This is a genomic window from Agrobacterium radiobacter (assembly GCF_040801995.1).
GTDB classification, from domain to species: domain Bacteria; phylum Pseudomonadota; class Alphaproteobacteria; order Rhizobiales; family Rhizobiaceae; genus Agrobacterium; species Agrobacterium radiobacter.
Genome location: NZ_JBEGHX010000001.1, coordinates 1,981,678 through 2,003,684, shown reverse-complemented (window position 1 = coordinate 2,003,684; position 22,007 = coordinate 1,981,678). Strand labels below are relative to the sequence as shown.

Annotated in this window: 21 protein-coding genes and 1 tRNA gene; 12 read left to right on the top strand and 10 right to left on the bottom strand. The window is 59.1% G+C overall.

Going from position 1 to position 22,007, the window contains the following annotated elements:
* The first annotated feature begins 4 nt into the window (after positions 1 to 4).
* The 5 genes from MRBLRC7O_RS10020 to MRBLRC7O_RS10000 all read left to right on the top strand — a co-directional run bounded on the left by MRBLRC7O_RS10020 (position 5) and on the right by MRBLRC7O_RS10000 (position 5,827).
* Positions 5 to 694, top strand: coding sequence for an ABC transporter permease (locus tag MRBLRC7O_RS10020; protein ID WP_003509452.1), 690 nt, complete (start codon positions 5 to 7; stop codon positions 692 to 694).
* A 20-nt stretch (positions 695 to 714) separates the two neighbouring features.
* On the top strand, positions 715 to 1,626 hold the full coding sequence (locus MRBLRC7O_RS10015; protein ID WP_060725264.1) for a homocysteine S-methyltransferase family protein: 912 nt from the start codon (positions 715 to 717) through the stop codon (positions 1,624 to 1,626).
* Between the two features lie 140 nt (positions 1,627 to 1,766).
* The gene (locus tag MRBLRC7O_RS10010; protein WP_003509456.1) at positions 1,767 to 2,339 is read left to right on the top strand and encodes an NADPH-dependent FMN reductase; all 573 of its coding nucleotides are present in this window, start codon (positions 1,767 to 1,769) and stop codon (positions 2,337 to 2,339) included.
* Positions 2,340 to 2,341: 2 nt separating this feature from the next.
* On the top strand, positions 2,342 to 3,544 hold the full coding sequence (locus MRBLRC7O_RS10005; protein ID WP_080866383.1) for an MFS transporter: 1,203 nt from the start codon (positions 2,342 to 2,344) through the stop codon (positions 3,542 to 3,544).
* Positions 3,545 to 3,892: 348 nt separating this feature from the next.
* The gene (locus MRBLRC7O_RS10000; RefSeq protein WP_111821146.1) at positions 3,893 to 5,827 is read left to right on the top strand and encodes a methyl-accepting chemotaxis protein; all 1,935 of its coding nucleotides are present in this window, start codon (positions 3,893 to 3,895) and stop codon (positions 5,825 to 5,827) included.
* 613 nt (positions 5,828 to 6,440) lie between these two features.
* Here MRBLRC7O_RS10000 and MRBLRC7O_RS09990 read toward each other — a convergent pair.
* Positions 6,441 to 6,517, bottom strand: a tRNA-Arg gene (locus MRBLRC7O_RS09990).
* A gap of 521 nt (positions 6,518 to 7,038) precedes the next feature.
* Between MRBLRC7O_RS09990 and MRBLRC7O_RS09985 the strand changes: the two genes are divergently transcribed.
* Both MRBLRC7O_RS09985 and MRBLRC7O_RS09980 read left to right on the top strand, forming a co-directional pair.
* Positions 7,039 to 7,545: a MarR family winged helix-turn-helix transcriptional regulator gene (locus MRBLRC7O_RS09985; protein WP_020809385.1), complete on the top strand. Its 507-nt coding sequence runs from the start codon at positions 7,039 to 7,041 to the stop codon at positions 7,543 to 7,545.
* A 252-nt stretch (positions 7,546 to 7,797) separates the two neighbouring features.
* Entirely contained in the window at positions 7,798 to 8,061 is a 264-nt protein-coding gene (locus tag MRBLRC7O_RS09980; RefSeq protein WP_080866371.1) for a hypothetical protein, read from the top strand.
* Positions 8,062 to 8,116: 55 nt separating this feature from the next.
* Here MRBLRC7O_RS09980 and MRBLRC7O_RS09975 read toward each other — a convergent pair whose 3' ends face one another.
* Complete coding sequence (locus MRBLRC7O_RS09975; RefSeq protein WP_080866370.1) at positions 8,117 to 8,593, bottom strand: hypothetical protein; 477 nt, start codon at positions 8,591 to 8,593, stop codon at positions 8,117 to 8,119.
* A 71-nt stretch (positions 8,594 to 8,664) separates the two neighbouring features.
* Entirely contained in the window at positions 8,665 to 9,669 is a 1,005-nt protein-coding gene (locus MRBLRC7O_RS09970; protein ID WP_003509470.1) for a LysR family transcriptional regulator, read from the bottom strand.
* 254 nt (positions 9,670 to 9,923) lie between these two features.
* Here MRBLRC7O_RS09970 and chvE point away from each other — a divergent pair, with 254 nt between their 5' ends.
* The 4 genes from chvE to araD1 all read left to right on the top strand — a co-directional run bounded on the left by chvE (position 9,924) and on the right by araD1 (position 14,925).
* Positions 9,924 to 10,988, top strand: coding sequence for a sugar ABC transporter substrate-binding protein ChvE (chvE, locus tag MRBLRC7O_RS09965; RefSeq protein ID WP_080866369.1), 1,065 nt, complete (start codon positions 9,924 to 9,926; stop codon positions 10,986 to 10,988).
* Positions 10,989 to 11,078: 90 nt separating this feature from the next.
* A complete protein-coding gene (gene gguA, locus MRBLRC7O_RS09960) occupies positions 11,079 to 12,617 on the top strand; it encodes a sugar ABC transporter ATP-binding protein GguA (protein ID WP_020011472.1) in 1,539 nt (512 codons plus the stop codon).
* On the top strand, positions 12,614 to 13,810 hold the full coding sequence (gene gguB / locus MRBLRC7O_RS09955) for a sugar ABC transporter permease GguB (RefSeq protein ID WP_003509476.1): 1,197 nt from the start codon (positions 12,614 to 12,616) through the stop codon (positions 13,808 to 13,810). The genes gguA and gguB overlap by 4 nt, the downstream gene beginning before the upstream one ends.
* A 119-nt stretch (positions 13,811 to 13,929) precedes the next feature.
* Complete coding sequence (gene araD1, locus MRBLRC7O_RS09950) at positions 13,930 to 14,925, top strand: 2-keto-3-deoxy-L-arabinonate dehydratase AraD1 (protein ID WP_162690864.1); 996 nt, start codon at positions 13,930 to 13,932, stop codon at positions 14,923 to 14,925.
* A gap of 178 nt (positions 14,926 to 15,103) precedes the next feature.
* Here the strand turns inward: araD1 and MRBLRC7O_RS09945 are convergent, their stop codons facing one another.
* The 7 genes from MRBLRC7O_RS09945 to MRBLRC7O_RS09915 form a co-directional block, all read right to left on the bottom strand.
* Positions 15,104 to 15,757, bottom strand: a complete 654-nt coding sequence (locus tag MRBLRC7O_RS09945; RefSeq protein WP_080866367.1) for a histidine phosphatase family protein — start codon at positions 15,755 to 15,757, stop codon at positions 15,104 to 15,106.
* Positions 15,758 to 15,784: 27 nt separating this feature from the next.
* Complete coding sequence (locus tag MRBLRC7O_RS09940; protein ID WP_080866366.1) at positions 15,785 to 16,195, bottom strand: VOC family protein; 411 nt, start codon at positions 16,193 to 16,195, stop codon at positions 15,785 to 15,787.
* Between the two features lie 48 nt (positions 16,196 to 16,243).
* A complete protein-coding gene (locus MRBLRC7O_RS09935; RefSeq protein WP_020011468.1) occupies positions 16,244 to 16,708 on the bottom strand; it encodes a GNAT family N-acetyltransferase in 465 nt (154 codons plus the stop codon).
* A gap of 117 nt (positions 16,709 to 16,825) precedes the next feature.
* Positions 16,826 to 17,422 carry a class I SAM-dependent methyltransferase gene (locus tag MRBLRC7O_RS09930; RefSeq protein WP_080866618.1) on the bottom strand — a complete coding sequence of 199 codons (597 nt, stop codon included), beginning with the start codon at positions 17,420 to 17,422 and terminating at the stop codon, positions 16,826 to 16,828.
* A 4-nt stretch (positions 17,423 to 17,426) separates the two neighbouring features.
* Positions 17,427 to 18,242, bottom strand: a complete 816-nt coding sequence (locus tag MRBLRC7O_RS09925; RefSeq protein ID WP_020809407.1) for a transglutaminase family protein — start codon at positions 18,240 to 18,242, stop codon at positions 17,427 to 17,429.
* A 21-nt stretch (positions 18,243 to 18,263) separates the two neighbouring features.
* Positions 18,264 to 19,205, bottom strand: a complete 942-nt coding sequence (locus tag MRBLRC7O_RS09920) for an alpha-E domain-containing protein (RefSeq protein WP_003509488.1) — start codon at positions 19,203 to 19,205, stop codon at positions 18,264 to 18,266.
* Positions 19,206 to 19,208: 3 nt separating this feature from the next.
* Positions 19,209 to 20,618 carry a circularly permuted type 2 ATP-grasp protein gene (locus tag MRBLRC7O_RS09915; RefSeq protein ID WP_020809408.1) on the bottom strand — a complete coding sequence of 470 codons (1,410 nt, stop codon included), beginning with the start codon at positions 20,616 to 20,618 and terminating at the stop codon, positions 19,209 to 19,211.
* A gap of 431 nt (positions 20,619 to 21,049) precedes the next feature.
* On the opposite strand from MRBLRC7O_RS09915, the gene MRBLRC7O_RS09910 reads away from it, so the two are divergent.
* Positions 21,050 to 21,946 (top strand): DMT family transporter, encoded by an 897-nt coding sequence (locus tag MRBLRC7O_RS09910; protein ID WP_003509492.1) that lies wholly within the window; start codon positions 21,050 to 21,052, stop codon positions 21,944 to 21,946.
* Positions 21,947 to 22,007: the final 61 nt, after the last annotated feature.

Here is a 22,007-nt window from a genome sequence, read left to right as displayed (position 1 = left end):
CGGCATGGATTTTTCATGGGTCGCGAAATATTGGCCGCTTCTTCTTTCGGGTGCATGGCAGACGGTGGCGCTGCTCGTCATCTCCGTCAGCATCGGGTTTCTTCTGGCCATCGGGCTCGCCTTCGCACAGGTGAGCGGCGGGCGGATGACGAAAATCCTGGCGCGGGCCTATTGCACCTTCTTCCGGGGCACGCCACTGCTCATCCAGCTCTGGCTGCTTTATTATGGCGTCGGCTCGCTTCTGCCGATGATCCCCGGCATCAGGCAAAGCTTCATGTGGCCGGTGCTGCGTGAAGGGTTCTTCTTCGCGGCCGTCAGCTTCACGCTGAATTATGCGGCTTATGAGGCGGAAGTTCTGCGCGGCGCGCTGCTGGCCGTGCCGAAAGGCGAGCTGGAGGCGGGCAGGGCTTTCGGCATGGGCCGCTTCACCCTCATTCGCCGCATCTGGCTGCCGCGCGCCATCCGCATCGCGCTGCCGACCATTGCCGGCGAGGTGGTGATGCAGCTGAAGGCGACGCCGCTTGCTTTCACCGTGACTGTCATGGATCTCTACGCCGTCGCCTACAAGGTGCGGCAGGACACGCTGCTCGTCTATGAGCCGCTGATCGTCGTCACCGTCTTTTATCTCATTCTCACCGCCATCATCGCCCGCTGTTTCGGCCTTATCGAACAGCAGGTGCCCGTCCGACGATAAATATTCAGGGAGTTATGACCATGAGCACAATCCGTATCCTCGACGGCGGTATGAGCCGCGAATTGCAGCGGCTCGGCGCCGTGCTGAAACAGCCGGAATGGTCGGCGCTGGCGCTTATCGACGCGCCTGAGATCGTGCGGCAGGTGCACCAGGAATTCATCGAAGCCGGTGCCGATGTCGTCACCACCAATTCCTATGCGCTGGTGCCCTTCCACATCGGCGAAGAGCGTTTCCAGAAGGACGGCGCGTCGCTGATCGCCCTTTCCGGCAAGCTGGCGCGCGAAGCGGCGGATGCCTCCGGCCGCAAGGTGCTGGTGGCGGGTTCGCTGCCGCCGATCTTCGGCTCCTATGAGCCGCAGAATTTCGATGCGGGCCGGGTGCAGACCTATCTGAAGGTGCTGGTCGATAATCTCGCGCCTCATGTCGACGTCTGGCTCGGCGAGACGCTCAGCCTGATCGCCGAGGGCGAGGCGGTGCGTGAAGCCGTTGCCGCGACTGGCAAACCGTTCTGGATTTCCTTCACGCTCAATGATGATGCGGCTGCGACCGGCGGCGAGCCTGCGCTTCGCTCCGGTGAAACGGTCAAGGCGGCCGCCGAATGGGCGGCGCAATCGGGCGCGGCCGCCCTTCTGTTCAATTGCAGCAAGCCGGAAGTCATGAAAGCCGCGGTTGAGACGGCCGCCGCCGTCTTCGCGGAAAAGGGTGTGTCACTGGAAATCGGCGTTTATGCCAATGCCTTTGAAGGCGAGCAGGGTGATTCCGCCGCCAATGAAGGGCTGCATGACACGCGCGCCGATCTGACAGACGATGTTTATTCCCGTTTTGCCTGCTCCTGGGCGGATGCGGGCGCGACCATGATCGGCGGCTGCTGCGGCATTGGTGCGGCGCATATCCACAAGGTTGCCACAGCGTTGCGGCGCGCGGCGGCCTGAAGCCCGGCGTCGCTTTTCAACGCCACCATCATAAATCAAAGCGGCAGTTTCAAAACCTGCCGCTTTTTTTGTACGCGGCTATTGACCTCAACTATAGTTGAGGAATTATCAGGACATGGAACACTGTTGAAGGACGTTCCATGAGCGATGATACACTTTCCATACGGATCATATTTGGCAGCGCCCGCAACCCGCGCTTCTGCGATGTTGTCGGCCAATGGCTGCTTGACCAGCTGAGGGCTCTGCCGGGACTGGAGCTGGCGGTCATCGACCCGCGCGAACTCGATCTGCCGCAGGACCACGCGCCCGAGCGCGCCTCGGTGCGGCAGCTTCGGCAAAGCCTCGATGGCGCCGATGCCTTCATCGTCGTCACCCCGGAATATAACCGCAGTTACCCCGGCGCGCTGAAGGTGCTGATCGATTCCGCCTATGACGAATGGGGCGCCAAGCCGGTGGCCTTCGTGTCCTATGGCGGGATTTCCGGCGGCCTGCGCGCCACCGAGCAGCTTCGCCCCGTCTTTGCGGAACTGCATGCGGTAACGATCCGCGATGTCGTCAGCTTCGCCAATCCCTGGGATCGTGTCGATGCCGCCGGCCAGCTCGATGCCGGCGCGGCGGCGGCAGGCGCGCTGGAGACGATGATGAACAAGCTTGGCTGGTGGGCGCGGGCGCTGAAACAGGCGCGGTCCGCAACACCTTACAAGGGGGCGTGAGAATGACCGAAAAATCCTTCGCGTTGAAAGTGACGCTCCTGTTCGTCGCCACGCTCACCATCATGGCCGGAACCACGGTCGCACCTTCGCTGCCGGCCATCGAGCAGACTTTCCTGTCGACGCCGCATGTGGATATCATGAGCCGCATGGTGCTGACATTGCCCTCGGTTTTCGTGGCTTTCTGCGCGCCCATTGCCGGTGTGCTGGCGGATCGCTTCGGCCGCAAGCGGCTGCTGCTTGGCGCTATCCTGCTTTACAGCCTTTCCGGCATGTCCGGCCTTTTTGCCGAAAGTCTTGCCGGCCTGCTTGTGGGGCGCGCCTTTCTCGGTCTGGCGATCGGCGCCATCATGACGATCGGCACGGCGCTGGTGGGTGATTATTTCGAAGGTCCGGCGCGGGAGCGCTATCTCGGCCTGCAACAGGCCTTTACCCAGATCGGCGGCGTGGTTTTTGTGGTGGCGGGCGGTTTGCTGGCGGATCTGCACTGGCGCGCGCCCTTCGCGGTCTATGCCGTCGCCCTGCTCATTCTGCCGGCGGCCGTGTTTTTTCTGACGGAGCCGGTGAGGAACGATGGCGGGATCAAAGCCGGCGGCGAACAGGAGTTTGCGGTCAACTGGCTGCTGGTGGGTGTGCTGGCGCTGGCAGTATTTCTCGTCAATGCCCTGTTTTACACCATCCCCTCGCAGCTGCCGTTTTTCCTGCGGGAGCTTGGGGTGTTTTCCGGCAGCATTGCGGGATACGCCATCGGCATTTTCAATCTGGCCGGGGCGTTGGCGGCGCTCAATTTCGGGCGATTGCGGGCAAGGGTCAGCGTGACCGCCATCATTGCCGCCGGGCTGGTGTTGATGGCGGCGGGTTTTGCGCTGCTTGCCATGGCCGAGGGGCTGGTTGCCATGCTGTCATCGCTTGCGGTGGTGGGGTTTGGCCTCGGTGTGGTGATGCCGGGCATCATGTCCACGACCATCATGCTGGCGCCGCTCAGCCTGCGCGGGCGTATCGCCGGCATCGTCACCGCTTCGATGTTTCTCGGGCATTTCATCTCGCCGCTGGCAAGCCAGCCGTGGATTGCCCGCTTCGGTTTTGCCGCCGCCTATCGCGACATAGCATTGATATTCGCCGCCATGGCCGGGCTTGCCCTTGTCGCCCTGATCTTCCAGCGACGGAGCGACGCACGAAGATCGCGTTCTTTTGCCTCGAGCCGCTGACACTGGTCGTCGTGAAGGAATTATAAAGTTTTTGACTATAATCATTTTTCTGGAAAACAAACGGAAGGCGCGCCGGCTGAAGAACCGGTTGATTTCATTCCCTTCCTCGAAATTCGGCGTGGCGTTTCCGCTTTGCTTGCGGAGCCGCCATGTCATCTAGGGCGGCGCGGCCTGTCCGTATTTGAAGGGACAGGCGGCTTTCCCGGCGCATGCATGAAGCAGATGCGTTGAGAGCCGATGATACGGCTAGCGGAGCTTCGATGATCGAGGCGCTTGACGTGCAATGTCAGTCTTGCCGAACACCTCCGGCACGGGGAAGGAGCGGTTTTTCAATGACCTGAGGTTCCCGTGTCTTTTCTTCAAAACGCCAGTATCCGCATCAAAATCCTGTCGCTCATTCTCCCGCTCTGCATTGTCGGCCTTGGCGCCACAGCCTTCATGTCCATGCACTACAAGCGGACGGACACGGCCTATTCGTATTTTATTGCCAACGACAACGCCGCTCTGGTGGAGCTTTCGCGGGCAAACCGCAACCTGCAGGCCATGGCTTATGGCGCCTATCAGGTCATGGCTTACGACACCAACATTCCTGACTTCAAGATCGTCAAGCACGAATACGAGACAGACAAGGTGGCTTTGATATCGCGCCTCAACCATGTCAAAACCATTTTTCCGGAGGAAGCTGCGGGGCTGGACAAGCTGTTGGGCCAGGCTCAGGGCATAATCACCTCGACCGACAAAGCCGTGGAATTCGGTTCGACCGATCGCAACAAGGAATCTGCCGCTGAACTTATGAAGGCCGACGCTTTGATCCGCTCGACCGGGAATGAAATCTCTGCCCTTCTGGACAAGCTTGCCAAGGGTGTTGTCAAGGGAAGCGACGATCTGACCGACAAGACCAATTCGACCATCTTCACTTCCCTGGTGGTTGTCGGCATTGCTTTTGCGATCGGCATCATTCTGGCGCTGTTCGTGGCGTCTCGTGGTATCACAACGCCGATTGCCCGTCTGCGCGAGCGCATGGTGTCGCTTGCCGGTGGTGAAACGGCCTCGGAGATTGACGGCACGGCGCGCCGGGATGAAGTGGGCCAGATGGCGAAAGCCGTTCAGGTGTTCCGCGAAAACGCCGTCGAGCGCATTCGTCTCGAGCAGGAAACCGAAGCCAATCGCAGCCTCTCGGAGAAAGACCGGATCGAGCGGGAGCAGCAGAAGGCAACGGAGGCGGCCGATGTCAAATTCGCCGTCGACAATCTCGCAGCCGGCCTCTCGAAGCTTTCGGAAGGCGATGTTTCCTATCGCATCGGCCAGCCTTTTACCGCGACGCTGGATGGCGTTCGCAACGATTTCAACACGTCCGCCGAAAAGCTGCAGGCGGCATTGACCAAGGTCGCGCAGAACGCCAGCGGCATCGGTGCGGGCGCGGACGAGATCAAGTCTGCCGCCGACGATCTGGCCAAGCGCACCGAGCAGCAGGCCGCAGCCGTGGAGGAAACAGCCGCTGCGCTTGAAGAAATCACCACGACGGTCAGGGATTCCACCAAACGCGCGCAGGAGGCGGGCCAGATCGTCAGCCGCGCCAAGGCGGGCGCCGAACAATCCGGCCAGGTGGTGCGCCGCGCCGTGGTCGCCATGGAGCAGATCGCCAAATCGGCCAATGAGATCAGCAACATCATCGGCGTGATCGACGAGATCGCCTTCCAGACCAACCTGCTTGCGCTGAATGCCGGTGTGGAAGCCGCCCGTGCGGGCGAGGCCGGCAAGGGCTTTGCCGTGGTGGCGCAGGAGGTGCGTGAGCTTGCCCAGCGCTCCGCCAACGCGGCGAAGGAGATCAAGGCCCTGATCACCACATCGAACGACCAGGTGCAGCAGGGCGTGCAGCTGGTCGGTGACACCGGAAAGGCGCTGGAGACCATCGTTTCTGAAGTGCAGGAAATCAACCGGCACGTCGTCTCCATCGTGGAGGCTGCGCAGGAACAATCCTCCGGCCTGCAGCAGATCAATACGGCCGTGAACCAGATGGACCAGGACACGCAGAAAAATGCGGCCATGGTGGAAGAAACCAATGCCGCAAGCCACAGCCTGGCCAAGGAAGTGGCGTCGCTCAACCAGCTGCTCTCCCAGTTCAGGCTCGCCGATGGCGCTTATCAGCAAAAAAGCCAGCCTGCTCCGGTTCGCAGCGCCGCCGGCAACGACAAATATGTGGCATCCCCCGTCCGCGCGCTGGGTCGCAAGATTGCCTCGGCGTTTTCGGGCATATCATACCTCGCCAAGGCTCCTTGGTAGTCGGCCAGCCACATGTCTATCTCCTCGCCGTGTACAAAGAGGTGGCTGCTTTCCATCCCCATACCGGTGAAGCGGATGCGCTCTAGGTCAGGCCATTGCTGCCGTTCTTCCGGTTTCTGGAGATGCCTGCGCAAATCGCCCTGTCTGCGTGTCTCCTCGTCGCCCGCCAATATCTTGCGAAAGGCCCATGCCTCTATGGTAGAAACTTCTGGCAGCGGTTGAGGGGAGAGCTTTGCGGCGGGTCCTTGAGCAATGAGCAGGGCGGCTTTCTCAAAAAGGTCCGCTGCCTTGAGCGCTTCCGCAAGGTCTCTGCGTTTCGCGGCTTTAGGGTCATTGGTGCCGAGAGACACGGTAAGCTCACGCTTGAAGCGCCCTGTATCGGGATTGACCAACTCGGGGACATATTGCTTGGCGTGCTCGGGTGCTGGCTTCCCGGCCAGTTCCTTTGGGAGCCGCTTTCGAAATTCATATATGCCGGAGCTTCGTCGCTGCATGTACGTGATTCCTGCCATCAAGTGTGCAACCCCTGTGAGATAGCGTTGTGTACAAGACGGCTATCCCTAAGGTCCTGAAACCCTAGATGTTTTGGCGTTTCAATGCACTAGGAAATTGATGGCGCACCCGACAGGATTCGAACCTGTGACCTTTGGAATCGGAATCCAACACTCTATCCAGCTGAGCTACGGGTGCAGCAGTCACGCTTGAATCGCGTGCAGCGGTTGGTTCATACCCCAGCTTTGTTTCCGCATCAACGTCTAAAAATCAAAGATTTGCGAAAGTTAGCCTGTTTTCGGGCGGGGCCGGGCGTGAGGGCGTGTTGTGAGGTCATCGCACGCTTTTCCGTGGCGGCGGGGCGTTACGTCGTTTGACGTATTGTGTTTTTACCGGAATAGATTTTCCCTTATAAGTAGTATGTTATCGCCGAGCCAGACCGTTGTCCTGCCCTATTATCGAAGTGGCGGCCGGATTGCTGCAATGCCTTTCAAACACGGCGCGGGAGTCGATTTTAGCCCCTCAAAATTGGTGGGTAAATAGTCATACTTTTTCTGTTTTGCCAACCGCGATCCGGAGTCCGTGGTTGCTTCGCCGGCGATTAACTGTCAAATTATTATACAATATTAGTATCATCTACATTTATTTGGGATACAGTTTCGCAACGTTGTCGGTTATGATTTCGGCAAGGTAAAGGAACGAATCAGGCGGGGGATCGGATGGCTTTGCGATTGGCACACAGCAACGGGCCGCGAACGGAAAAGGCCGAAAGCGGCAGCGCGGAAGCGGCGCACCTCACGGCGATCGACTATGGGTTGCTGACGACTGCGATCAGCTATCACTTGCGGCACTCGCAACTTGCCGTGGCAAATGGCTTTGCCGATGTGCTGGCCGAGCAGGGATTGCGGCCCGCCGATTTTTCCGTGCTCGTCATCGTCGGCGGTAATCCGGGCCTCAAACAGAGCGATGTGGCTGAAGCGCTCGGCATACAGCGGGCCAATTTCGTCGCGATCGTCGACAGCATGGAAGAGAAGGGGCTGCTTGTCCGCCGCAAATCGGAAGAGGACAGGCGCGTTCATTTCCTCGACATGACGGAGGAAGGCAGCAGCCTTCTTGACCGGCTTTCCAATACTTGGCGGGACCGTGAGGAAAAGCTGATCGACCGGATCGGCGGCAAGAAGGCCCGCGATCAGCTTCTGGCTCTGCTTGGACGCCTGCGCGACTGAACCGTCGAAGAGAGCGTCGGGCAATCAGAGTAGTGCCGGGCGGCTGCGGGGTGCGGCCTGCGCCTGTCGTCCATTGTCTGCGACATCGCACCATCTTCTTCCCGCTGGTCTTTCACGTCAGCCTGATCGGCAGCGGGCCGAATTGCGTTGCAATTCTCCCGCGAAACCGCCAAGACGCATAAGCATCTTCACGTCTTGTGGCGCGGAGCCGCAATCATGCGATCGACTGGAAAGGCCCGGGACGGGAACGCCATGCTGAATATCGATACGAGTCATCCGCTTTATCGTCCCCTGTGGGTCCGGTTGCTCATTGTCGGCTTTTGCGCCGCCTGGGCCGTCATCGAATTCGTCAATCGCGAGTTTTTCTGGGGAACCATCGTTGCCGGCATCGGGGCTTATGCGGCCTATGAATTGCTGCTGAAGTTCAAACCCGCAAGCGATGCCGACAAGGGCGGGAATGGCACGGATGAGCCCGCCGCCGAAAGCACGCCCACCGATAAGAACGATGCGGGCTGAAGCGCCGCTCATCTTCCGTTTTATATATTTTCCGAGATAAGGCGACCCGGCATTTTCAGCGGAAATGCTCGCGCGTTCGCAACATCCGGATCGCCTGGTCGACCAGGAGATTGGCCGCCGTCATGCGCAGCGTCGCATTGTGCCGGAATTGCGGCTTCACCCGGTCTGGATGATTGAGGCGTGCAAAGGCGCGCCGCTTTTCCGCAAGCGTTGCGGCCGTGTCGGTTTCGTGGATCGCCAGTTCCGCGGAGACATCGGCAAGCGAGGTCTTTTCGAGATGAGCCGGCATTGCTTCCGGCTCGGGCTCCGGTTGAGGTTCCGGCGGTGGCGCGGGCTCAGCCATGAAGGCGAGATAGGCATCGAGATTGCCGTTCGAGGGCAGCGGCGCTTCGATATGCGTGTCGAGGACGAAACCCGAGCTGAAACCGGCAATGCGGTGACCGGCGGGCGGTGGCGGTTCCACGCCTTCCTCTTCTTTTTCCTGTTTCAGCCTTTCGACGACCGATTGGAAAACGGATTGTCCGAAGAGCATGCGGCTTTTCCCTCGCCGGTCTGACTATCCGGCCTTTATGGATCATGAAGGTGGTGTCTGGCTTGCCGCCGTCACGGGCCGGTCAGCTTGCGGCTCTCATCCAGAACCAGATCGTAGAGCAGGCGGGCGCTGGGCGGCAAAACCCGGCCCTTGGTGGTGATGATGCTGTAGGGCTTCACGACGAGTTCGAAATCCGTCGGCAATATGCGGGTTCGGCCGATATCCGCCTGCTGGCCGGCAACGAATTCGGCCATGTCCTGGGCGATCGGCGCAATAGCATCGGTGTTGCAGATCAGGGCGAGCGTCAAAAGCATGGAGGGCGTGTTGATGATGTTGCGCGGCATGGTGACGCCGTGGGTCAGAAAGACATCCTCCATGGTTCTGCGCAAAAGCGCGCCGGGCGGCTGGAAAACCCAGTCGTAACCGGAGAGATCCTGCAGGGTCACGGGCTCGCCGCGCAGCAGGGGGTGGCCTTCGCGCACGACAAGACAGGCGCGCTCGATGCCGATTTCATGGATGGAGAAGAGGCCGGGGTCGAAATCATCGGGAATGCGGCCGATGATGAAATCGTGGCGCGCGGCCAGCAGTTCGCGCGCCAGCACGTTGCTGCTTTCCACCTGCACGTTGATTTCAATGCCGGGATAGGTGTCCATGGCTCGCCTTATGGCGGGAACCACGAGGCTGATGGCGGGCGCGGTGACGGCGCCGATATAGACCGAGCCGCCGCTGCCCGACTTCATCTGGTTCAGTTCACGGCTCGCCTCGCGCAGTTCCAACAAGATGGTGCGGGCCCGGCGCGCCAGCGCCTCGCCGAATTTCGTCAGCACCACCCCGCGCGAGGCCCGCTGACAAAGGGGTGATTTGACGATCGCCTCCATTTCCGCGAGCATGCGCGAGGCTGCTGGCTGCGTCATGTTCATGGCGGCCGCCGCTGCGCTGACCTGCCCGTGCTCCTCGATCATGACCAGCATGCGCAGGTGGCTCATCTTCAATCCGGCCCGCAGCAAAGGGTTGTCCTCAAAGACGAAAAGGGCCTCTGTTGTTTGCGCCTGCTCATACACTTTTTGGTTGTTCATTCGTGGTTTTATACCCCTCATCGGTTTTTGTATCGATTTAATATATCATAATTGATATATGGAAACTGATTTATTCTATTTGACAGTTATATGGATTCAGAACAATTTGCGGAATGCCGGGGAGGAGCGGCAGCTGTTCCATTTCGCATGTGCGAAACGGAATGAGTGCAACGCGGCTTCTTCCTCTGACGGCATGAATTTCATGGTGCACCGCAGCATGCGGGCTCCAGAGAAGGGCTCAAGGGAGAGAGTTAATGAAGTCCATTATTTCGCTGATGGCGGCTTGTGCCATCGGTGCTGCTTCTTTCGCAGCGCCGGCTTTCGCGCAGGACAAGGGTTCCGTTGGTATCGCCATGCCGACCAAGTCGTCCGCACGCTGGATCGATGACGGCAACAACATCGTAAAGCAGCTTCAGGAAGCCGGTTACACGACCGACCTGCAGTATGCCGATGACGATATTCCGAACCAGCTTTCCCAGATCGAAAACATGGTCACCAAGGGCGTCAAGGTTCTCGTGATCGCATCGATCGACGGCACGACGCTGTCGGACGTCCTGAAGCAGGCTGGCGAGCAGGGCATCAAGGTCATCGCTTATGACCGCCTGATCCGCAACAGCGGCGATGTCAGCTACTACGCAACCTTTGACAACTTCCAGGTTGGCGTTCTGCAGGCGACTTCGATTGTCGACAAGCTTGGCGTGAAGGACGGCAAGGGCCCGTTCAACATCGAGCTGTTCGGCGGCTCTCCTGACGACAACAATGCGTTCTTCTTCTATGACGGCGCAATGTCGGTTCTCCAGCCTTACATCGACAGCGGCAAGCTCGTCGTGAAGTCCGGCCAGACCGGCATGGACAAGGTCGGTACGCTGCGTTGGGATCCGGCAACGGCCCAGGCCCGCATGGACAACCTTCTTTCCGCTTATTACACCGACGCCAAGGTTGACGCTGTTCTGTCGCCTTACGACGGTCTCTCCATCGGCATCATCTCCTCGCTGAAGGGCGTGGGTTATGGCACGAAGGACCAGCCGCTGCCGGTCGTTTCCGGTCAGGACGCTGAAGTTCCCTCCGTCAAGTCGATCATTGCAGGCGAACAGTATTCCACCATCTTCAAGGACACCCGCGAACTCGCCAAGGTGACCGTGAACATGGTCAACGCTGTTCTGCAGGGCAAGGAGCCGGAAGTGAACGACACCAAGACCTATGAAAATGGCGTCAAGGTCGTTCCGTCCTACCTCCTGAAGCCGGTTGCCGTTACCAAGGAGAACTACAAGCAGGTTCTCGTCGATGGCGGTTACTACAAGGAAGACCAGCTGAAATAAGCTGAAGACACATGCGGGGATGACTTGGCGTCATCCCCGTTTTTCCATAAAAATAAAAACGCCGGAATTAATCGGGCGCTGGATTGCGATATGGCCAATACCATTCTCGAAATGCGGAACATCACCAAGACGTTTCCGGGCGTGAAAGCGCTTGAGAACGTCAACCTCAAGGTTAAGGAGGGTGAGATCCACGCACTCGTCGGTGAGAACGGCGCGGGGAAGTCGACCTTGATGAAGGTCCTTTCCGGTGTTTACCCCGCCGGCACCTATGAGGGCGAAATCCACTATGAAGGCGCAGTGCGGAATTTTCGCGCCATCAACGACAGTGAAGATATTGGTATCATCATCATTCACCAGGAGCTGGCGCTCGTGCCGCTTCTGTCGATTGCGGAAAACATCTTCCTTGGTAACGAGGTCGCCTCGAACGGCGTCATCAGCTGGCAGCAGACCTTCAACCGTACCCGCGAACTTCTGAAGAAGGTGGGTCTGAAGGAATCGCCGGAGACGCTGATCACCGATATCGGCGTTGGCAAGCAGCAGCTGGTCGAAATCGCCAAGGCGCTGTCAAAGAGCGTGAAGCTGCTCATCCTCGATGAACCGACGGCTTCGCTCAACGAAAGCGATTCCGAGGCGCTGCTGAACCTGTTGATGGAATTCCGCAAGCAGGGCATGACCTCGATCATCATCACCCACAAGCTCAACGAAGTGCGCAAGGTGGCCGATCAGATCACCGTGCTGCGCGATGGCATGACGGTGAAGACGCTCGACTGTCACGAGGAAGAAATCAGCGAGGATGTCATCATCCGCAACATGGTGGGGCGCGATCTTGAAGATCGTTATCCGCCGCGCGATGTGCCGATCGGCGAGACCATTCTCGAAGTCAAGAACTGGAACGCCTATCACCAGCAGCATCGCGACCGTCAGGTTCTGCATGATATCAACGTCACCGTGCGCAAGGGCGAAGTGGTCGGCATTGCCGGTCTGATGGGGGCAGGGCGCACCGAATTTGCGATGAGCGTGTTCGGCAAGTCCTATGGCCACAAGATCAGCGGTGAAGTGCTGATCGACGGCAAGCCCGTTGACGTCAGCACCGTGCGCAAGGCGATCGATGCCGGTCTTGCCTATGTGACGGAAGACCGCAAGCATCTCGGTCTCGTGCTCAACGACAACATCCTGCACAATACCACGCTCGCCAATCTGGCCGGCGTATCGAATGCCAGCATCATCGACGACATCAAGGAAATGAAGGTGGCGAGCGATTTCCGCACGCGCCTGCGCATCCGCTCGTCGGGTATCTTCCAGGAAACGGTCAATCTTTCGGGCGGCAACCAGCAGAAGGTGGTGCTCTCCAAGTGGCTGTTCTCCAATCCTGACGTGCTGATCCTCGATGAACCGACCCGCGGTATCGATGTCGGCGCGAAATACGAAATCTACACCATCATCAACCAGCTCGCTGCCGACGGCAAAGGCGTTCTGATGATCTCATCGGAAATGCCCGAACTGCTCGGCAATTGCGACCGCATCTACGTCATGAACGAAGGCCGCATCGTCGCTGAATTGCCGAAGGGAGAGGCGAGCCAGGAAAGCATCATGCGCGCTATCATGCGCTCAGGGGAGAAGAACTCATGAGTTCGGCAAACACCACAAACGAAGAAAGCAACGTCATCTCGGTCGGGTCGTATATTCGCTCCAATATCCGCGAATACGGCATGCTGATCGCGCTCGTCGCTATCATGGTTTTCTTCCAGTTCTACACCGGCGGCATCCTGTTCCGCCCTGTGAACCTGACCAACCTCATCCTGCAGAACTCGTTCATCGTCATCATGGCGCTGGGCATGCTGCTCGTCATCGTGGCCGGGCATATCGACCTTTCGGTCGGTTCCATCGTCGCCTTCGTCGGTGCGATCGCGGCCATATTGACCGTGCAATGGGGCATGAACCCGTTTCTTGCGGCGCTGATTTGTCTTGTTATCGGCGGCATCATCGGTGCTGCCCAGGGTTACTGGATCGCCTATCACCGCATTCCGTCTTTCATCGTGACGCTGGCGGGCATGCTGGTGTTCCGCGGCCTGACGCTGTTCGTGCTCGGCGGCAAGAACATCGGTCCTTTCCCGACCGATTTCCAGGTCATCAGCACCGGCTTCCTGCCTGATATCGGTGGTATCGAAGGTCTGAATACCACCTCGATGATCCTGACATTGCTGATTACGGTCGTGCTGTTCTATCTGGCCTGGCGCCGTCGCGTGGTGAACGTGAAGCATGGCATCGACGTCGAGCCGTTCGGTTTCTTCATTGTGCAGAATCTGCTGATCTCAGGTGCTATTCTGTTCCTCGGTTACCAGCTGTCCACCTATCGCGGCCTGCCGAACGTTCTGATCGTGATGCTGGTTCTGATTGCGCTCTACAGCTTCGTGACGCGCCGCACGACCATTGGCCGCCGCGTCTACGCCATGGGCGGCAATGAAAAGGCGACCAAACTTTCCGGTATCAACACCGAACGCCTGAGCTTCCTCACCTTCGTCAACATGGGCGTGCTGGCCGGTCTTGCCGGCATGATCATCGCGACCCGCCTCAACTCGGCAACGCCGAAGGCAGGCGTGGGCTTCGAGCTCGATGTGATCGCGGCCTGCTTCATCGGTGGTGCTTCTGCCTCCGGCGGCGTTGGCAAGATCACCGGTGCGGTCATCGGCGCGTTCATCATGGGCGTCATGAACAACGGCATGTCGATTGTCGGCCTCGGCATCGATTTCCAGCAGATGGTCAAGGGCCTCGTGCTACTCGCCGCCGTGTTCTTCGACGTCTACAACAAAAACAAGGGCTGATCGGCCCCAACCCTATCGCAGTCAAAAAAGTGGCCGGTTTCCGGCCACTTTCATAAGATGCAGGCGTTATGCGCCGCGTAGAAGAGACAAGGCGCTTTGCGCCGGAGGAAGGAAATCCCGTGCTCATTTCACAGATCAAAGATGCCAGTGGCAAAATCACCGTAGCGGTTCGCGAAGAGGGCGGGCAGGCGCAGGCCGTCAAAGGTGCGGAGTCGGTTTATGCGCTCGCCATGGAAGCCGCCAATGGCGGCAAGAGCCTTGCCGATGTCATTTCCGCCCATGGTCTGGGCGATGCTGTCGATCTTGAAAAGGCCTATGCCGAAGGTCGCTTCCTGCCGCCGATCACCCATCCCGATCCGGCGCACCTGCATCTGACCGGTACTGGCCTTACCCATCTCGGTTCGGCTGCGACCCGTGACAGCATGCACAAGAAGACCACGGAAGCCGCCGAGGAAAGCCTGACGGACTCCATGAAGATGTTCCGCATGGGTCTCGAAAACGGCAAGCCCAAGGCCGGCGAAAAGGGCGTTCAGCCCGAATGGTTCTACAAGGGCAACGGCCATGTGGCGGCAGCACCGGGCGCGGCTCTCACCTCTCCGTCCTTCGCGCTTGATGGCGGCGAAGAGCCGGAAATGGCCGGCATCTACGTGATTTCCGACAAGGGTGAAGCGGTGCGCATCGGCTTTGCCGTCTCGAACGAGTTTTCCGATCACGTCACCGAGCGGATCAACTATCTCTACCTCGCCCATTCCAAGCTGCGCCCGGCAAGCTTCGGCCCGGAAATCCGCGTCGGTGCTCCGCCGTCCGATATTCGCGGCACCTCGCGCATCCGCCGCGGCGACAAGATCATCTTCGAAAAGCCGTTCGTTTCGGGTGAGGACAACATGTCCCACACCTTCGCGAACCTTGAATATCACCACTTCAAATACGGCCTGTTCCGCGCTCCCGGCGACGTGCATGTGCACATGTTCGGCACCGCGACGCTCTCCTTTGCCGAAGGCGTCAAGCCGGAAGCGGGTGATGTCTTCGAAATCGAGGCCGCCGGTTTCGGCTTGCCGCTGAAGAACCCGCTTGCGGTTGATGCGGAAGAAGAGATCACTGTTCGGCAGATTTGATCTGCGCGTTACGTGAAGTTGGTCGAGGGGGCGCCTTGCTCTCCCTCGGCGTCATCCTCGGGCTTGACCCGAGGATCCACATCCGATCGATTTTACGCGACGTGGATAGATCCTCGGGTCAAGCCCGAAGATGACGCTTGATGAGAGCTTTTTCATAGCATTATCCCGTTCGCAACTTTCAAGCGCTTGCCTTAGCCGAACTCCCACAGCTTGCCTTCAGGTGCGAAACATCCGCTAAAGCAACAACGGAGCGACTTTGCCAGTAGTCGTCTTGTCTTAGGTGCGTAATGCAGCCAGAACGCGCCGGAAAGCTGGCATAGCCGACGCTTTCTATTGGCATCTTGATCCATGCCGCGATGACGAAGGTAAGAGCGAAGCCATGGGTAACGATGACCTGCGTGGGGCATGGCCGCGATATAATGGTGTTTACAGAGCGATACACTCTTTCCGCCACCTCACGTCTCGTTTCGCCATCAGCAATTCCGCCGCGGTGATCCATCCGGTTGTGCTCAGGGGCGGGTATTTGACGGGCGTCGAGCCATTCCTGTGGCATGCCGCCGGCCGAACCGTAGCTGATTTCCCGTAGGTCAGGTGTGGTTTCAAAAGGGCGCTTGAGGTGTTCAGCAAGGATTGCCGCAGTCTGGGAGGCCCGGAGAAGATCGGAACTGAAGATTTCGATTGAGGCGCTGTCGATCAAGGCCACAAGTCTGGCGGCTGTCGCTTCCGCATCGGCCCTGCCCTTGGGTGTCAGTTCGGTATCATACCAGCCCCCGACCTTGTTCTCGACATGGTGGACGGACTGAGTGTGCGTGACGACAAAAATGTTCTTCATAGCGCTTCTTCCGCGTATTAGTTGGGCTCACCCAATCCCCCATAGCTTGCCTTCACCCACCTCCACCGAATTGCCCGCGGGATCGCGGATATAGACGGAATAGCTGTCATTCGGCCAGCGGTGATAGTGCTCGACGGGAATTCCAAGCGCTTCGAAACGAGCCTTCCAGCCGTCCACTTCCGACTTGTCCTTCGCGTAAAAACAGAAATGGCCTTGCCCCACCGCACCGTGGCGGGGGATCGGATTGTCGGGGTCGGCCCGGCGGGATTGCTGCGGGTCGAAGATCAGCAGCATCTGCTGCCCGCATCTGAAGAAGATGAATTGCCCGGGCAGCCTGCGCACCACCTCCAGCCCGAAGACATCCCGATAAAAGGCCTCGGCGGCATCGAGATCATCGGCGTAAATCGCGGTTTCCATAAGGGCGGCTGGTGGGCGCATGGTTTCCTCCGGTAGTCCATGGGCTGTCCGGCGTGGGGACAGACGGCTTTAAATTTTCGCGCTGTAGGTCAGCACCGTCAGGTCGTGTTTGCCGACACCACGTTCCAGAACGGTCCAGCCGCAACCGGTGTAATAAGTTTCCAGATCGCGCTGGCAGCAGAGATAGCTGGTCTCGTGGCCGAGTTCGGCGGCCCTTTGTGTTGCCGCCTGCATGAGCGCCCGTGCCACGCCTGAGCGCCGGCGATCTTCCTCCACCCAAAGGGCGGCGACCCAGGGAAGATATTGCGGCCGCTCTTCCAGATCGCAATGGATGAGGAAGGCGGAGCCGACATAGTCGTCGCCGTCATGGGCAACGAAACCGGTGGGCAGCGTATGGGGGTTGGTCATGTCTTTCAGGTGCTCGGCGACGTCGCCCACCTGAAGACCGCTATCCTGCCACCATGCCGTCCAGACCCGCTCGGCGATGACGGGTCCATGCGACTGGCAGTCGCGATAGTCGGAAATGCTGTACAAGGCCGTCTCCTGGCCGGCTTTCCTCCCGCGGGCGGAAGCCGGATCATGCTTTCAAATCGATGCGGAGATTAAACCGGGTAGGAAGGGGTTTCGCAACCGCCAACTTGTCGCGCCGGATCAGGATTTCGTTGCCGTCACATGCAGCCATGCGGTCGGGAGATTGTCGTAACCGCTGCCCTGCCGCGCCTCAATCTCCACCGCCGTCCAGTCAAACTGTCCGTAAACGTCTTTCAGCCAAGGCTTCGAAGGATAATTGTAGTAACGGCCGAACATGTCGCGTCCTTCCGTCTCTCCCGCCTTGAAGCTGGCATAAAAAACGCCGCCCTGTTTCAGCGCCGTGTGGATGCGGCCGATAATGCCCGGCAGGGCGGGACGGGGCACATGCAGCAGGCAGGCATTGGCCCAGACACCGTCATATCGCTCACGCTCATCGATATTCTCGAACAGCAATGTCCTGACGGGAATGCCGAGCCGGATTTCCGCCGCTTTCGCGATGTCAGGCGTTCCATCGGTGGGATGAACGTCGAAACCGGCGGCCAGCATGAATTCGCTGTCCTGACCACCGCCGCATCCCAGTTCGAGAATGCTTGCGCCCTCTGGCAAGCGCGCCAGAAATGTCTCCAGATGCGGGCGGTCCGCCGCCTGTCCCCGTGATGTATAGGCTGCGGCGTTATCAGTATAAAAGCCGATTGTATCGTCGTCCTTGCCGGCCATCATCTCAGCTCTGTGACTGGCTCTGCGACTGCTGCACGGTGACCGAAACGCTCAGCGTCTCGCCCGCCGGGCCGATGCGCATGCCTGATATCGGCGCGCAGTCGCGGTAGCAGAGACCGGATGCGATGCGCACATAACGGTCGTCGGGGCAGATATTGTTGGCGGCGTCGAAGCCCACCCAGCCCAGCCCCTGAAGATGCACCTCGGCCCAGGCGTGGGTGGCGGTCTGTTCCTCTACCTCTTCCATCATCAGATAACCGGAAATATAACGCGCGGGCAGGCCCATCAGCCGGGCGGCGGAAATCAGGATATGGGCATGGTCCTGGCAGACGCCCTTGCCCGCTTCCAGCGCCGTTTCCGCCGTGGTTTCGATGTCGGTCGAGCCGGGAACATAGTCCACCTTGTCGTGAATATTCTCCATGAGGTTATGCAGCCGGGCAAGCTCGGTTTCGCCCACGCTCACCTTCACCAGTTCGCGCACAAGCTTTCCCGGTTTCGTGCGCGGTGTTTCCCGCAGGAACAGCCAGAGCGGTGCATTGCCGATGTGGTGCCCGACAACGCCGGCCTTGTCCTGCGTGCTCACCGTGCCGCTTGCCACGACCTTCACCCGCTTTTGCGGGCCTTCGGTTTCCACCAGCGCGACACGGTTGCCGAAATGGTCGTCATAGGTCACTTCGACGGTGGCGCCATCGACCGAGACATCCCAGTCCTCCACCGTCTGGCTCGGGCCGGTCTGCGGTGTCAGGCGCAGCCGCTGCAATGCATAGGGCATCGGCTCGTCATAGACATATTCCGTCGTATGGGTGATTTTCAGACGCATAAGCTGTCCCCGTCCACGCGCTTATTGATAGAAGCGGTAGCCTTCCGTGATTTCCTGTCCCAATTGTCCGTTGCGGTTGACAAATCTCTCCAGAAATTCGTGCAAGCCCTCATCCATCACCCGGCCGATGGTGGTCGTGCGCAGGCTGTCGCGAATGCTCTCGGCCGTGTCATGCGCCTTGTGCCTCTCGCTGTAGTCCTCGGCGATGTAGTTGAGGTTGCTGGCGATCTTTTCATAACAATAGGCAAGCGAGCGCGGCATGCGGCCGTTGAGAATGAGGAAGTCGGCAATATTGGACGGCTTGTATTCCGCGTCATAAACCCAGCCATAGGAGCGGTGCGCCGAGACCGAGCGCAGGATGGATTCCCACTGCGCATTGTCGAGCGAGGAGCCGACATGCGCCACCGCCGGCAGCAGCACGTAATATTTCACGTCCAGAATGCGGGCGGTGTTGTCAGCGCGCTCGATGAAGGTGCCTATACGGGAGAAATTATAGAGATCGTTGCGCAGCATCGAGCCGTGGAAAGCCCCGCGCACCAGACCGGCGCGATGTTTGATGACATCGATGGTCTGCGGCAGCTCGGCGTGGCTGAGCTTGCGGCCGAGGATGTTCTTCAGCTCGATCCAGAATTCGTTGGTGGCTTCCCATGTCTCGCGCGTCAGCGCCGTGCGTACCATGCGGGCATTGTTACGGCCCGCCTCGATGCACGACATGACGCTGGAGGGGTTGGCCTTGTCCCGCAACAGATAATCGATCGCATTCGCCGCCGTCACCTTCTCGCGCGTTTCGAGAAATTCGTCGTGCACGCCGGCGCTTTGCAACACGCCGTCCCAGTCCTCATCGCCGCTGCCGCTGCGCGTCAGTGAAACGCGCAGGCCCGCATCGATCAGCCGGGCGATGTTTTCAGCGCGCTCGATATACCGGAACATCCAGTAGAGCCCGTTTGCCGTTCTGCCCAGCATGGCTTAATCCTCCAGTACCCATGTATCCTTGGTGCCGCCGCCCTGGCTGGAATTGACCACGAGTGAGCCCTGCTTGAGGGCAACACGGGTCAGGCCGCCGGGAATGATCTGAACCTTGTCCGAGACAAGCACATAGGGACGCAGATCGACATGGCGCGGCGCGATGCCGTTTTTCACCATGATCGGCACGGTGGAGAGCGACAGTGTTGGCTGCGCAATGTAATTGGAGGGGCGTGCTTTCAGCTTTTCGGCAAAAAGCGCCCGTTCCTTTTTCGATGCGGTGGGGCCGACGAGCATGCCGTAACCGCCCGAACCGTGGACCTCCTTGACGACGAGATCGGCAAGGTTGTCGAGAACGTATTTCAGGCTGTCCGGCTCCGAACAGCGCCAGGTCGGCACGTTTTCCAGCAGCGGCTTGCGGCCGGTATAGAATTCGACGATCTCGGGCATGTAGGAATAGATAGCCTTGTCATCGGAAATGCCGGTGCCGGGCGCATTGGCGATGGTGATGTTGCCGGCGCGATAGACATCCATGATGCCGGGCACGCCGAGCGCCGAATCCGGCCGGAAGGTCAGCGGATCGAGGAAATCATCATCGACGCGGCGGTAGAGCACGTCGATCGCTTCGTAGCCGCGCGTGGTGCGCATCTTGACCTTGCCGTCCATGACGCGCAGGTCGGAGCCTTCCACCAGTTCCACGCCCATCATGTCGGCGAGGAAGGAGTGCTCGTAATAGGCGGAATTATAGATGCCGGGCGTCAGCACCGCGACGCGCGGCTTGCCGGAACAGCCGGGCGGTGCGAGCGAAGCGAGCGACTGGCGCAGCAGATAGGGGTAATCCTCCACCCGGCGCACGCGGTTTTCGTGGAAGAGTTCCGGGAACATCTGCATCATCGTCTCGCGGTTTTCCAGCATGTAGCTGACACCGGAGGGGGTGCGGGCATTGTCTTCCAGAACGTAGAACTGGTCTTCGCCAGTGCGGACAATGTCAGTGCCGACAATATGGGTGTAGACGCCGCCGGGCGGAGTGAAGCCGATCATTTCCGGCAGGAAGGCTTCGTTTTTCTCGATGATTTCGCGGGGAATGCGCCCGGCGCGGATGATTTCCTGCTTGTGGTAGATATCGTCGAGGAAAGCATTGAGGGCGAGAACGCGCTGTTCGATGCCCTGGGCCAGTTTGCGCCACTCGCGGCCGGAGATGATGCGCGGGATGATATCGAAGGGGATCAGTTTTTCTGAACTATCGGCATGGCCATAGACTGCGAAAGTAATACCGGTTTTCCGAAAGATGTTTTCCGCGTCTTTTGATTTCTGGATCAGGTGAGCCCTGTCCTGTCGGCTGTACCACTCGTTATAGTTTTCATATGGGCTTCGCGGCGTGTCGTCCGCATTTATCATTTCGTCAAATGCCAACTTCGATGTCCCCTTTTTTGCCATATGAATACAACGCCAAATGCAATGCAAGAACTATGCAGGCCTCCCCGAGAAGATTTTTTACCGCCCTAGAGTTTTAAAAAAGAAGCGTTTTTTCGGTTTCAGCCTATAAATGCGGCATCGGCAAATTGGTTGCGCGGTGACGAGGGGTGTAATGGCGTGGTGGCGCTGTGTGCGCCGTGGGCGAATGCATAAATTTTGTTCGTTCGCTTTCGGTTGATGAATATCCGGCATCACATCAGAAAATCTGAAAGATGCGATCACGAAAACACCTTTGACCTTGGGTCGGGATGCGGATACCGCCATGCTGAACACCCGGTTCGATCATTCGCCGGTTTGCGTGAAGCCGCAGAAATATCAATTCGCCGCCTGTCCCGGTTACGGCATCATGCGGCACAGTGGATGTTCCCATGTCGCTCGACCGTCTGGCTCCGGCCATCTTCGTCTTTCTCTGGTCGACCGGCTGGGTCACCGCCAAATATGCGGTCTATTATACCGGGCCGCTGACCTTTCTCTGTCTGCGCTATCTTCTGGCGGGAGCGCTGCTGTGGGCGATCTGCCGCTTTTCCTCCATCCAGTGGCCGCAGCGGCGCGTCGACCTTTTCCGGGCGATCTTGTCCGGCGTCTTCCTGCACGGTCTTTATCTTGGCATGATCTGGTGGGCGATCGGGCAGGGCGTGCCGGCGGCGATCGGCGGCATCATCGCCGGTCTGCAGCCGCTGATGACGGCGGTGGCTGCCCGCTACATGATCGGCGAGAAAATCTCGCCCTTGCAGCGCGCGGGCCTATTGCTTGGATTTGTGGGCATCGCCATTGCCGTGCTGCCGAAGGTCATGGCGACGGGCGCATTTGGCCTCTCCGTGCCGCTTTACGCCGTGGCGGTGAATGTGCTGGGCATGACGTCGGTTACCTATGGCACCCTCTACCAGAAGAAATATGTCCATGGCGGAAACATCATGGCGGTGGCAACGCTGCAATATGTCGGTGCGCTGCTGGTGACGGTTCCCTTCGCGCTTTTGCTGGAGGATGGACATGTGGACTGGAGCCTCGGCCTTGCTGCCACGCTCGCCTGGTCCGTGGGTGCGATCTCCATTGGCGCCGTAGCGCTGCTTCTTTATCTGATCCGGCGCGGGCAGGTCTCGCGGGCCGCTTCGCTGATCTATCTCGTGCCGCCGCTTGCGGCCGTGGAAGCTGCGCTGCTTTTCGGCGAAACACTGACGCCAGCCATGATTGCCGGCACTGTTTTGGCGGTGACGGGGGTCTATCTCGCCAACCGCAAACCTGCCGCAACGGTTGTTGTACGTTAATTACTACAACCGCATATTAGGGGTTTGTTAACCATAAAATTATACCTCTCGTTAATCCAAA